The sequence below is a fragment of the Nocardia sp. NPDC055053 genome (assembly GCF_053608285.1).
The window spans coordinates 145,758-158,659 of sequence record NZ_JBSGVD010000001.1 but is presented as its reverse complement, the minus strand read 5'-3'; the positions used below and the strand labels follow the sequence as shown (position 1 = coordinate 158,659).

General features: G+C 69.6%; 8 protein-coding genes. 3 read left to right on the top strand and 5 right to left on the bottom strand.

Translation table 11 applies throughout. The annotated features are described in order from the left end of the window. Positions 1–10 precede the first annotated feature (10 nt). Positions 11–718, top strand: a complete 708-nt coding sequence (locus ACWF82_RS00685) for a hypothetical protein (RefSeq protein WP_452496582.1) — start codon at positions 11–13, stop codon at positions 716–718. Between the two features lie 49 nt (positions 719–767). On the opposite strand, the gene ACWF82_RS00680 is transcribed toward ACWF82_RS00685, so the two are convergent. Together ACWF82_RS00680 and ACWF82_RS00675 are read right to left on the bottom strand one after the other, a co-directional pair. Then, positions 768–1,619 carry a 3-hydroxybutyryl-CoA dehydrogenase gene (locus ACWF82_RS00680; protein ID WP_379305234.1) on the bottom strand — a complete coding sequence of 284 codons (852 nt, stop codon included), beginning with the start codon at positions 1,617–1,619 and terminating at the stop codon, positions 768–770. 101 nt (positions 1,620–1,720) lie between these two features. Further along, complete coding sequence (locus ACWF82_RS00675) at positions 1,721–2,908, bottom strand: PucR family transcriptional regulator (protein WP_452496580.1); 1,188 nt, start codon at positions 2,906–2,908, stop codon at positions 1,721–1,723. Between the two features lie 288 nt (positions 2,909–3,196). On the opposite strand from ACWF82_RS00675, the gene ACWF82_RS00670 reads away from it, so the two are divergent. Together ACWF82_RS00670 and ACWF82_RS00665 are read left to right on the top strand one after the other, a co-directional pair. Then, entirely contained in the window at positions 3,197–4,912 is a 1,716-nt protein-coding gene (locus ACWF82_RS00670) for an aldehyde dehydrogenase family protein (RefSeq protein WP_452496579.1), read from the top strand. Positions 4,913–4,935: 23 nt separating this feature from the next. Next, the gene (locus ACWF82_RS00665; RefSeq protein ID WP_452496577.1) at positions 4,936–6,516 is read left to right on the top strand and encodes a GMC family oxidoreductase; all 1,581 of its coding nucleotides are present in this window, start codon (positions 4,936–4,938) and stop codon (positions 6,514–6,516) included. 61 nt (positions 6,517–6,577) lie between these two features. Here the strand turns inward: ACWF82_RS00665 and ACWF82_RS00660 are convergent, their stop codons facing one another. From ACWF82_RS00660 to ACWF82_RS00650, 3 genes are all read right to left on the bottom strand, one after another. Then, positions 6,578–8,071 (bottom strand): APC family permease, encoded by a 1,494-nt coding sequence (locus tag ACWF82_RS00660; RefSeq protein ID WP_452496575.1) that lies wholly within the window; start codon positions 8,069–8,071, stop codon positions 6,578–6,580. Positions 8,072–8,101: 30 nt separating this feature from the next. Further along, positions 8,102–9,181: a Glu/Leu/Phe/Val dehydrogenase dimerization domain-containing protein gene (locus ACWF82_RS00655; RefSeq protein ID WP_452496573.1), complete on the bottom strand. Its 1,080-nt coding sequence runs from the start codon at positions 9,179–9,181 to the stop codon at positions 8,102–8,104. A 212-nt stretch (positions 9,182–9,393) separates the two neighbouring features. Next, positions 9,394–12,873, bottom strand: coding sequence for an indolepyruvate ferredoxin oxidoreductase family protein (locus tag ACWF82_RS00650; protein ID WP_452496572.1), 3,480 nt, complete (start codon positions 12,871–12,873; stop codon positions 9,394–9,396). Positions 12,874–12,902: the final 29 nt, after the last annotated feature.

The following is a 12,902-nucleotide window of genomic DNA, read 5'->3' as shown; positions in this document are numbered from 1 at the left end:
GGTTCGACATATGAGCACACAGCGGTGTGTCATTCGGGTTCGGTCTCGGTCACTGCGCACGACGCTCGTCGCGGGCGTTCTCGGCGTCGCGGTGTTCGCCGCGAGCGCCCCGGCACTGGCGGAGACCCCACCAGGCGCTGAGCCGGCTGGTTCAGCTGCCGTCGTCGCGGCGCAAGGGCTGGTCCTCGACCTGAAGCATGTCGGGCTCGATCCCATTCCTTTGGCGAGCCTGCCGGTCCCGGTGGGCGAACCCGGCGGCACAGCGGATCCGATCGCGGTGCCCGTTCCCGCGCCGACCGATGTGCTGCGGATCGGCAATGTGCAGGTCGCCAGACCGGACTTCCTCCCGCCCGAGCAGGTCGCCCAGTTCAACGACACCCTCGGCGGCGCGGAGACCGCGCTGGCGCGGATGCTGGACGGGCAGGGGTTCGCACCCGCCCGGTCCGATCAGATCGCCGCCAACGTGTTCGGTAGGGCCGCGCAGGGTGCGGCGGTCGGTGCGATCGTGGCCAGTCCGATCGCCGCGGCCGCCGCGATCATCGGCGTGGCCGTCGGCCTCGTTGTCGCACTCCCGTTCGCGCCCGCCGGGCTCATCTTCATGCCCATCATCGCCGCCAGCCTCGCCGTAGGCATGGTGGTGGCGCCGTTCGCCGCGGTCGGCGCCGGCGTCGGCGCTGTCGTCGGCGGCGTCGAAGCGGCGCAGGCACCCGCACCCTGAGTGAGGCTGGGCCGACCCGCAGGAGCGGTGCTCCTGCGGGTCGTGGTGATCAGCTCGCGTAGTCGTAGAACCCGCGACCGGACTTGCGGCCGAGGCGACCCGCGTCCACCATCCGGCGCAGCAGCGCGGGCGGGGCGAGGTGCGGCTCGGCGAACTCGGCGTACAGCGACTCCGAGGCGGCCAGCGCGATGTCGAGGCCGACGGTGTCCAGCAGGGTCAGCGGGCCCATCGGGTAGCCGCAGCCGCCCTTCATGGCCGCGTCGATGTCCTCGGCGGTGGCGTAGCCCGACTCGAGCATCCGGATCGCCGAGCACAGGTATGGGATGAGCAGCGCGTTGACGATGAAGCCGGAGCGGTCACCGGCCTGCACGGTCATCTTGCCCAGGGTGTTCTTGGCGTAGTCGGTGACGGCCGCGGCCGCCTCCGGCGCGGTCACCAGGGTCGAGATGATCTCGACCAGCGGCATCACCGGTACCGGGTTGAAGAAGTGCACGCCGACGACCCGCTCGGGACGCTCGGTGGCACCGGCCACCTTGATCACCGGGATCGAGGAGGTGTTGGTGGCGAGGATGCCCTCGGGCTTCACGATCTTGTCGAGCTTGCCGAAGATCTCGTACTTCAGCGACTCGATCTCCGGCGCGGCCTCGATGACCAGGTCGCGGTCGGCGAACTCGTCGATGTCCAGGGTGACCCGCACGCGCGCGATCGCCGCGTCGGCCTCCTCCTGGGTGATCTTGCCGCGGGCGACGCCCCGGCTGATCGAGGTCGCGATGCGCTGCTGCGCGGCGTCGGCGAACTCCTGCTTGGTCTCGAGCACGAGCACCGAGCTACCCGCCTTGGCACAAACCTCCGCGATGCCGGCACCCATGGTGCCGCCACCGATCACTCCGATCAACTCCACTGCAGAACTCCCAACATCGCATTGCCCTGGCTTTCCCGGGGATTATTTCACCCGGGCTGGCACTCAGTGCCACAGGATGTCGAAAGCGAGGGCTCGCGGAGCTACAGTTCGAGCAGGGTGACGGCTTGCAGGGCCAGGTGCAGCTCCGCCGACTGGACGGGTTCGGCGGTGTCCCGTCCGGTGAGGTCGCGAATCTTGCGCAGGCGATACCGCACCGTGTTGCGGTGGCAGTGCAGCTGTTCGGCGGCCGCGGCGGTCGAACCGTGGCACCGATACCAGGCGTCGAGTGCGGCGAGCAGATCCCCGCGCTCGGGCGCGGGCAGCCGCAGTACCGGCCCGAGGATCTGGGTGGCGGCCAGCCGGCCTGCCTCGGGCACGGTGACGAGCAGATGAGCGACGGGCTCGCTGCCGAAGCGGACCGCGGTGTGTGCGCCCGGCCGTGCACTGCGGGCGGCCAGGCGGGCTTCGGTCAGCGCGGCGGGGATGGCGGCCGGACCGGTGAAGACGGCGCTGAGGCCGATCCGTCCGTCGACGAGGTCGGCCAGTCCGGCAGCGGCACGGTCGACCGCGGACGGCGATACCGACGACAGCAATCCGGTATGGGAGTCGATCTGTGAATCCCAGACGGACCTGGCGCCGAGGTCGCGCAACGCGCCGACGAGGTTGCCCGGCAGCGCCGCGCCGGGGTCGGCGGCCTCGATCGACACGACGGCGAAGATGCCGTGCTCGATCAGGCCCAGCGTCCGCAACGCGGTCAGCGTGCGTGCGGGATTGTCGGAATGATCGTCGAACAGCGTTCGGATCAAACGGCTTTGGGTCTGCGCGTCGGCGTGGGCGAGCATGATCTCGGTCTCACGATAGGCCTCGACCGCCGCATCGGAGTAGGTGTCGATCAGTTCCCACAGCTCCGTGGCGAGATCGTGGAGTCGCGGGTCGCCCGGCCCGCCGGACCGGGCGGTGAGCTCCTCCCAGATCAATCTGCCGCCGAGCCGGAAGGCGTGCAGCAGTGCCGCGATCGGGACGCCCCGCTCGGCCTTGAGCCGTCCGACCGCGTGCGCCGGGTGCAGCCGCGGGGGACGAGCGCCCGCGAGTGCGCCGATGATCTCGGTGAGGTTGTCCAGGCAAGCCTGGCGAAGTTCCTCGGCGGTCAGAAGGCCGGGATCCGAGTAGGACCGGTCCGCGCCGGCGATGCGGTCGACCAGTTCGCCTGCCATCGCCTCGACCGTGTCGAGCAGGCCGGCGGCCAGTCGGGGGGACGCGGCGGAAACGGTGGGAGGTGGGGCGCTCACCCCTACACACTAAAGCGCTGGTGGTGACATACGCCACCGTCGGGTTGTGCGCGAGCACATCCGCATATCGAGGGAGTGGGATTTCTCCGCCTGTCACCGGTGACCCTCGATCGGAAGTGCCGCCTTCGGTGTGGGCTGCACCACCCAGCGATTGTGCTCGAGCACAAGAGCGACCGGGGTCAATCCGCAACGTGCGCACATGGCGCCCGCCTCCTCCGCGGCGACAGAATCAATCCATTCCGTCCGCTGCATTCCGTGGACTGTCCCAAGAGTCGTGGAGGAACGAAAGTGGCCACAAAGAAGGCGCCGCCCGCGCATGCCTCGGTCGATGTCGCGTTGTCCGAGCTGGTCGACGGCGAGAAGAGGTGGGCGGCCACCTCGCTGCGTGGCCGACGCGAGGTGCTCGACCGGGTTCGCGAGCTGACCGGGCGGCACGCTCAGGAGTGGGTGGACGCGGCTGTCGGTATCAAGGGTCTCGCCGCTTCCTCGCCGTTGGTCGGCGAGGAATGGACCTCGGGACCGTATGTGCTGGCCGCGGGGCTGGGAGCGCTGTCGAAGACGCTCGATGTCCTCGCGGAGAACAAGAGCCCCCTCGACAAGGCCAGGTTCGGCACCAGGGGAAACCGGGTCACCGTCGACGTGCTGCCCGCGGGGCCGTTCGACGCGCTGCTGCTCAACGGATTCAGCGCCCAGGTGTGGTTGCAGCGGGGTGTCAGCAGCGCCGCCGCGAAGGCGAATGCCGGTCTCGCCCAGCTCGATCCGAGCCGGACGCGCGGCATCGGCGCGGTGCTCGGCGCAGGCAACATCACCTCGATCGCGCCGCTGGACACGCTGTACGAGCTGATCGCCCACAACCGGGTCGTCGCGCTCAAGCTCAATCCGATCACCGACCCCTTGCTGCCGGTGCTGAGCAAGATCCTCGCCCCACTGATCGAACTCGGCGCGGTGCGGCTGCTGACCGGCGGGGCCGAGGTCGGTGGCTACCTGATCGCGCACGACCTCGTCGACCACGTGCACATGACGGGCAGCGCCAGAACCCACGACGCTATTGTCTGGGGCACCGGCGCCGAGGCCGCCGAGCGGAAACTGGCCGGCACGCCGAAGCTGGCCAAGCCGGTCACCAGTGAACTCGGCGGCGTGTCACCGACCATCGTGCTACCCGGCGACTGGACCGCGGCCGACATCGCCTTCCAGGCAGAGCATGTCGCGACCCAGCGTTTGCACAACGGCGGCTACAACTGCGTCGCCGCGCAGGCGCTGATCATCTCCGCCGACTGGGCGCACAAGGATGAATTCCTCGCCGCACTGCGCGCCGCGATCGCGAACGCGCCCGCTCGCCGCGCCTACTACCCGGGCAGCGACGATCGGATCGCGCAGGCGCGCAAGGCTTATCCACACGCCGAGCGCCTCGGACCGAACGGTGATCGGCTGCTGGTCACCGGGCTCGAAGCGTCCCCGGCCGAGCCGCTGCTGGCCGACGAGTACTTCGCGCCGGTCCTCGGCGTTGTCGAGTTGCCAGGCACCGGAGCGGACTTCGCCCGCGCGGCGGCCCGGACGGCGAACGACGCCTTCGTCGGGACGCTCGGTGTCAATATCATCGCCCGGCCGGACACGATCTCCGAGCTCGGCGCGGCGTTCGACGATCTGATCGAAGAGCTGCGCTACGGCACGGTGGCAGTCAACGCGTGGACCGGTGTCGGCTACCTGACGCCGACCGCTTCCTGGGGAGCGTTCCCCGGTCACACCCTCGCGGACGTGCAGAGCGGCATCGGCGTTGTACACAACGCGTGGCTGATCGACCGGGTAGAGCGCACGGTCGTGCGCGGGCCGTTCCGCCCGGCGCCGCGGTCGCTGCTGCACGGCGAGCGCGCGATCTCACCGAAGCCACCGTGGTTCGTCGGCAACAAGACCGCGGCGAGCACGGGCAGGTTGCTGGCCGGGTTCGCCGCCGATCCCGGGTGGACGCGGCTGCCCGCCATCTTCGCTTCGGCCCTGCGCGGCTGAGCTCCGACACCATGGAGAACCACATGAGCAATACCAATGCCGATTACGTTGTGGTTGGCACCGGTTCCTCGGGCGCGGTGGTCGCCGCCCGGCTCAGCGAGCGCTCGTCCGACAGCGTCATAGCTCTGGAAGCGGGCCCCGAGGACAAGGATCAGGCCGTCCACATTCCGGCGGCGTTCTCCAAGCTGTTCCAGACCGACCTGGACTGGAACTATCTCACCACCCCACAGCCCGAACTCGGCAACCGCCAGATCTTCTGGCCACGCGGCAAGATGCTCGGTGGTTCGTCGTCGATGAACGCGATGATGTGGGTCCGCGGCTATGCCGCCGACTACGACCGGTGGGCAAGCGCTGCGGGCGAGGGCTGGTCGTTCGCGAATGTGGTCGAGTACTTCCGGCGCATCGAGGCGGTCGAGGACGCACGCGAACCCGACGAGGGCCGCTCCGGGCCCTTGCGGATCTCGCACCAGCGCAGCGCCCGCCGCTGGACGAGTGACTTCCTCGTCGCGGCCGAGCACGCCGGTTTCAAGCGCGAACGGGCCAATCTTCCACAGCCCGAAGGGTTCACCCAGACCATGGTGTGCCAGAAGCGCGGTGCGCGCTGGAGCACCGCGGACGCCTACCTGAAACCCGCGCGAAAACGGCCGAATCTGACCGTGCTCACCGGCGCGCACGTGACAAGAGTCCTGTTCGAGGGCACCCGTGCCGTCGGCGTCGAATACCGCGAGGACGGCGCGATCCACACCGTGCGCGCCCGCAAAGAGGTCGTGTTGTGCGGTGGTGCGATCAACAGCCCGCAGCTGCTGCAACTGTCCGGTATCGGCGACCAGGAGCAGCTGCGCGGGCTGGACATCCCGGTGGTGCGGCACCTGCCCGAGGTCGGCCGGAATCTCGCCGACCACCTGATCGCGTTGCTCGGCTTCGCCGTCGACTCCGACACGCTGTTCGACGCCGAGAAGCCGTTGGAGGTCGTCAACTACCTCGCGCGGCGGCACGGCATGCTCACCTCCAATGTGGGCGAGGCGTACGGCTTCGTGCGCAGCAGGCCCGAACTCGAGTTGCCGGATCTCGAGATCATCTTCGGTCCCGCTCCGTTCTACGACGAAGGGATCGGTGTGGCGCCCGGCCACGGGATCGCGCTCGGCCCGATTCTGGTCCAGCCGCGCAGCCGCGGCACGGTGACGCTCGCGTCCGCCGATCCGACGGCCAAGGCGGTAGTCGACCCCCGGTACCTGTCCGACAGCGACGGTGTCGACCGCGCCGCGATGCTCGAAGGGCTGCGCATCGCCCATCGCATCGTGAACTCGGAACCGCTCGGCTCCCGGATCGGACGGTTCCTGCAGCCGAAACGGGAACAGCCGACGGTCGAGGAAACCCTCGAGGATGCCCTCACCTGGCACTCCCACACCCTCTACCACCCGACCAGCACCTGCCGGATGGGCACCGATCCCGCCAGCGTCGTGACCCCCGAACTGAAAGTCCGTGGCGTGGAGGGCCTGCGGGTGGCCGACGCCTCGGTGATGCCTGCCATCATCCGCGGCCACACCCACGCCCCCGCGGTGGTCATCGGCGAAAAGGCAGCCGACCTCATCAGGCGGGGGTAAGAACGCCGACTGGGCCGCCACCGGCTCGACAGGGGAGTGGTGGCGGCCCAGCGGGTTTCGGTTATCCGACCGGCGTCAACTCCGGCTCGTCAGGTTGCCGTCGGTCGCGACCGAGGACGGAGTGCCTGCGGCCATAGGCGAAGTAGACGATGACACCGAGGGCCATCCAGATCACGAAGCGCAGCCAGGTCTCGATGGAGAGGTTGACCATCAGCCACAGGCAGGCCAGCGCACCGAGGATGGGGACCACCGGCACGAACGGGACGCGGAAGCCGCGCGGCAGGTCGGGGCGGGTCCGGCGCAGCACCAGCACGCCGACCGACACCATCACGAAGGCGACCAGGGTGCCGATATTGACCATTTCCTCGAGCGTGCCGAAGTCGACGAAACCGGCCAGCAGGGCGCAGACCACGCCGACGATGACGGTCAACCGGACCGGTGTGCCCTTCTTGCCGGTCTGGGCGAGGCCGCGGGGCAGCAGACCATCCCTGGCCATGGCGAACAGCACCCGGGTCTGACCGAGGAACATGACCATGACCACCGTCGACAGACCGGCGAGGGCGCCGATGGCGATGATGTTCTTCACCCAGGTCGCGCCGTGGATGGCGAAGGCCGTGGCGAGGGTGGCGTTGCCGTCGGCGAGTTGGGTGTAGGACACCATGCCGGTGAGGATCAGCGAGACCGCGATGTAGAGCACGGTCACGATGGCCAGCGATCCCAGGATGCCGCGTGGGATGTCGCGCTGCGGATTGCGCGTCTCCTCGGCGGTGGTGGCGACCACGTCGAAGCCGATGAAGGCGAAGAACACCAGGCTGGCCGCGGCGAGCAGGCCGTACCAGCCGTAGCTGGTGCCACCGGATCCGGTGAGGAAGGCGAACAGCGACTGCCGCAGTCCCTCGGCCTTCTCCGACGGCGCCGAGGGCGGAATGTAGGGCGTCAGGTTCGACGGCTTGAAGTAGGTCGCGCCGACCACCAGCACCAGCGCGATCACGCCCAGCTTGATCGCGACGGCGATGGCCGAGACCCGCGACGACAGCTTCGTCCCGGTCGCCAGCAACACACCGACCACCGCGATGATCACGACCGCGCCCCAGTCGAAGGTCACCGACCCGACGTGGACCACCGGCGCCGACGACCCGAGCACATTGCCCAGATACTGCGACCAGCCCTTGGCGACCACGGACACCGCGAGCGCGAATTCCAGGATCAGATCCCAGCCGATGATCCAGGCGATCACCTCACCGAAGGTGGCGTAGGCGAAGGTGTACGCGCTGCCCGCCACCGGAACGGTGGAGGCGAACTCCGCGTAGCACAGGGCCGTCAGCCCGCACGCGATCGCCGCGAAGACGAAGGCGAGCGAGACCGCGGGCCCCGCCACCGTGCCCGCGGTGCGCGCGGTGAGGGTGAAGATGCCCGCGCCGATCACCACCGCGACACCGAAGATCGTGAGGTCTTTCGCCGTCAGATCCTTGCGGAGCTTGGAATCGGGATCATCGGTATCCCGGATCGACTGCTCGACCGATTTCGTGCGGAACAGTCCGCTGGTGATCGCCACTGTGGTCTCCTCTTCGAAACTCGGGCGCGCTCAGAGCGACCGGGGGATGGCGTCGAGCCGGCGCTCGGCGAATCGGTTGGCGGCAGCACCGGTGCCGATGCCCTCGGCCATGGCGGCGGCGATGATCTCGCGGCAGCGCGGGTAGATGTCGGCGACCTCGGCTTCCACCTCGGCCGGGGCCGCGGCGCGCAGTTCGCCCGCCACCTGGATGAGTCCGCCGCCGTTGGCGACGAAATCGGGCACCCAGGTGATGCCGCGGTCGGTCAGCGCCTGCTCGATACCGGGTGTCGCGAGCTGGTTGTTGGCGGCGCCGCAGATCAGTTTGGCCTCGATCGTCGCGGCGCTCGACGCGGTGAGCGTGGCGCCCATCGCGCACGGGGCGTACACGTCGACCGGTGCGGTGGACACCGTGGACAGCAGCCGCACCGCGGGCTGTTCCGCGGCGATGCGCCGCAACGCCGCCTCGTTCACATCCGTCACGCAGACCTCGGCGCCGTCGGCGAGCAGCAGGGCGGTGAGCTCGCGGCCGACCTTGCCGACGCCCTCGACGCCGACCGTGCGTCCGGCCAGTGTGGGCGCGCCCCAGACGGATTCGGCGCCGGCTCGCATGGCGTGGAACACGCCGAGCGCGGTCAGCCGGGCGCTGTCACCGCTGCCGCCCGCGGCGACGCTGCGGCCGGTGACGTAGCGGGTGTGCCTGCCGATGACATCCAGATCGTCGGTGTTGGTGCCCACGTCGCCCGCGGTGATGTAGCGCCCGCCGAGCGTGTCGACGAAGCGCGCGTAGGCGGCGAGCAGTTCCTCGCTCTTCATGGTCGCCGGATCGCCGATGATCACCGCTTTGCCGCCACCGAGGTCGACGCCGGCGGCCGCCGCCTTGTAGGTCATGCCCCACGACAGCCGCAGCACGTCCTGCAACGCCGCGGATTCGTCGGCGTACGGGTAGAAGCGAGTCCCGCCGAGGGCAGGGCCGAGTGCCGTCGAGTGGATCGCGATGATCGCCTTCAGCCCGGACTTGTCGTCCTCGCAGAACACCACCTGCTCGTGGGCGCGGGCACTGAGCTCGTGCGATCGGCCGAAGACTCCCGCCTCGGTGTGCACAACGGTCACTGTGGATTCCTTTCCTGTTGCCGCCCACCACGGGTCGTGCCTGGGTGCGGCGGTGTGTGGTGCCGCGGGTCCGCGGCGGTTTTGAAGAGCCGCAGGTACGCGGCGGTGTTGTCGTGCCGCGGGGTTCGGCGGATGTGGTGCCGCGGGGTGCGGCGGTGTTGTGGTGCCGCGGGTTCGCGGATGCTGTGGCGCCGCGGCGTGTTGCGTGCCGGTCAGTACTCGATGCCGAGTTCGCGCAGTCCGGCGCGGTACAGCTCGACATTGCCGAGCTTGACGTCCTCGTAGCCGCGCACGACATCGGGAAGAGCGGCGGCCGCGGTGGCCGTGTCGTAGTTGCCCGGGTCCAGGTCGCTCGCCAGGCGAGCCACCATGGAGGTGTAGTGGGCCAGCAGTTCCCGCTCGACCTTGCGCACGTGGGCGTAGCCGAAGGGATCGAGCCGGGTGCCGCGCAGGAACTTGCCCTTGGCGAGGACCTTCAGCGCCACATGCGATGTCGGAGCGAGCCCGATCTTCTTGCGACGGCCCAGCGCGCGCAGGGCCGGGGGATGCAGCTTGTAGGTGAGCTTCTCGCCGCCCGGCACCTGAGCCTGCACCTCGGCGAGGAAGGCCGGATCGACCAGCAGCCGCGCCACTTCGTACTCGTCCTTGTAGGCGGTGAACTTGTACAGCCCACGAGCCACCGCCTCGCTGAAGTCGGTCCGCTCGCCGAGGGCCCGCTCCGCCGACCAGGCGAGTTCGACGGTCTCGACATACCGCCGAGCCACGGTGACGTTCTGGTAGCCGACCAGCTCGGCCGCCCGCAGTTCCACGAGCCGCCGCACCTCACCCTCGAAGCTGGTGTGCGCCAGCACTTCCGCGGGCACCACCGGCGGGGTCCGCCGCGGCTGCCCCTCATCGACAGCCGCGGCGAACGCCGCCGGATCCGCGACGGCGACACGACCCCAGCGGAAGGCCGCGATCGTCGCGTCCACCGCGACGCCGTTGATGCCGATGGCCTCCTCGATCGCCGCAACGGGCAGTCGCAGCCCACCGGACTGGACGGCAGCGCCGACGATCAGGAAGTTGGCCGCCGCGGTGTTGCCGAACAAGGTCTGCGCCGCCGCGAGCGCGTCGAAGTGGCTGATCGAATTCGTCACCGTCGCAAGCCGATCCAGCAGTGTGCCGGTGTCGGGATAGGCCACCGACTTGTCGTAGACCATGTCGCCGGTCGGGGTCTGGCTCGTCGAGGCCACCGCCACGGTGCTCGCCGCGTCGCCGTACTGGAGATAGCGGGGATCGGTCGCGGTGAGCAGATCGACGGCGAGCAGGCAGTCCGCGCTGCCCGGGGTGAGCCGGTTCGACGGCTCCAATTCCGTTGTGGAGAACCGCAGGTGAGAAACCACCGGCCCGGCCTTCTGGCTCAGGCCGATCTGATCCAGGCTCTCGACCTCGTATCCGGCCCGCAGGGCGGCCGTGGCCAGGACCTGGTTCACCGTCACGATGCCGGTGCCACCGATGCCCGCGATCAGCACGTTCTGCGTTCGCTGCGGTGCGCCCGCACCGGGGTCGGCGACCACGGGCGGTTCGACGGTCTTGCCGCGCACGGCTTTTCGCTTGTCCTTGTCCGGGACCACTTCCACCGTGACGAACGACGGGCAGTCACCGTCCAGGCAGCTGTAGTCGGTATTGCACGAGGTCTGATCGATGCGGGTCTTGCGCCCGAACTCGGTGTCGACCGGCTGCACGGACAGGCAGTTCGACTTGGTGCCGCAGTCGCCGCAGCCTTCGCAGACGGCCTCGTTGATCACCACCCGGGTGTTGCGGACCGGCAGCGCGCCGCGCTTGCGCTGCCTGCGCGCGTCGGCGGCGCAGTGCTGGTCGTAGATGAGCACGGTGACGCCCTCGACCTCGCGCAGCAGCCGCTGCGCCTCGTCGAGCCGGTCACGATGCCACAGCAGTGTGCCCTTGGCCAGCGCCCGCTTGTTGTGGCGCTTCGGTTCGTCGGCGCAGATGATGATCTTGCGGACGCCCTCGACGGTGAGCTTGTCGGTCAGCTGCGCGACGGTGAGCCCGCCCTCCACGTCCTGGGCGCCGGTCATCGCGACGACCTCGTTCCACAGCAGCTTGTAGGTGATGTTCACCCCGGCCGCGACGCAGGCCTGCACGGCCAGCTGGCCGGAATGGAAGAACGTGCCGTCGCCGATGTTCTGGAACAGGTGCGGCACGTCGGTGAACGGCGCCTGCCCGATCCACTGGCTGCCCTCGCCGCCCATCTGGGTCAGCCCGGTGACCGCGCTGTCGGCGCGGCCCGACATCGTCACCAGCGTGTGGCACCCGATGCCACCGCCGCCGATCGAGCCGTCGGGCAGCGCGGTGGAGCGGTTGTGCGGGCAGCCGCTGCAGAAGTACGGGGTCCGCTTGGCGGACAGCACCTCGAGTGGAAGTGGCGGTGGGGCAGCTCTTTTCAGCACGACCCGCTCGCGCAGTACCCGGCGCAGCGGTGCCAGCAGCCGACCGGCGGTGAGTTCGCCGTCGACCGGCATCAGCCTGCCGCCGCGCGCGTCGTGCTTGCCGAGGACGCGTGGCGCGCCGGCGGTGCCGTAGAGGATCTCGCGGATCTGGGTCTCGATGAACGCGGTCTTGTCCTCCACCACGATCAGCTCGTCGAGACCGCGGGCGAACTCGGTGACTGCGGCCGCGCCGACGGGGTAGGGCATGCCGATGCGCAGCAGCCGGATTCCGGCGCGGTGCATGGCCGCCTCGTCGACGCCCAGGTCGAGCAGGGCCTGGCGGACCGCGTCGAAGGTGGTCCCGGTGGCCGCGATGCCCACCTTCGCCTCGGCCGGATCCACCTCGACGGTGTCGAGGGCGTTGGCCGCCGAGAAGGCCTGCACGGTCGCCCAGCGCGGCCCGTAGAGGTCGGCCTCGGCGAGCACGCTGTCGGTCGGCGCCGCCATCGGACGCTGCCGGTAGGTGAAAGGCCGTCCCTCCCACTGCACTTCGGGCACCGTGACGGCGAGATCGGCCACGTCCGCGTCGACCGTCCACGCCCCGTCGGCGACATCGGCGACGATCTTCAACGCCACCACGCAGCCCGAAGCCCGCGACATCGCGATGCCCTGCATCCCGAGGGTGATGATCTCCTCGGCGTTGCGCGGGAATAGCACCGGGACACCCATGGCGGCCAGCGAACGCTCGCTGACGGCGGGCACCGTCGACGACTTCGACGCCGGATCGTCGCCGACCAGCAGCAGAACGCCGCCGCGCGGGTTCACGCCGTACATATTCGCGTGGCGAATGGCGTCGGTCGCGCGGTCGACCCCCGGCCCCTTGCCGTACCAGACGCCGACCACGCCGTCGTGGGTCGCCCGCCCGGCGGGCAGGTCGGCCTGGCTGCCCCACACCGAGGTGGCGGCCAGCTCCTCGTTGAACCCGGGGACGAAGGTGATGTCGTGTTCGGTGAGCACGTCCGGCATGCCCAGCAGCATCTTGTCCACCCCGCCCAGCGGGCTGCCCTGATACCCGGAGACGAATGTCGCGACCCGGCGCCCGGCGCGGATATCGCGCACATGCTGTTCCACCAGCAGCCTGGCGATGGCCTGGACACCGGTGAGCAGAACCGGGCCCGCCCCGGAGCGATAGCGATCGGCGAGGTCGTAGGGCGCGGCAGGCTCGGCCTGCGGCCGGGCGGTCGGACAGACGACGGTGGTCATAGACGCCTCACCACACTTTCCACAGCCCA

Excerpts from the sequence above, each read along its gene's own strand:
- ACWF82_RS00685 (WP_452496582.1), top strand. The coding sequence starts at position 11 with ATGAGCACACAGCGGTGTGTCATTCGGGTTCGGTCTCGGTCACTGCGC.
- ACWF82_RS00665 (WP_452496577.1), top strand. The coding sequence starts at position 4,936 with ATGAGCAATACCAATGCCGATTACGTTGTGGTTGGCACCGGTTCCTCG.
- ACWF82_RS00650 (WP_452496572.1), bottom strand. The coding sequence starts at position 12,873 with ATGACCACCGTCGTCTGTCCGACCGCCCGGCCGCAGGCCGAGCCTGCC.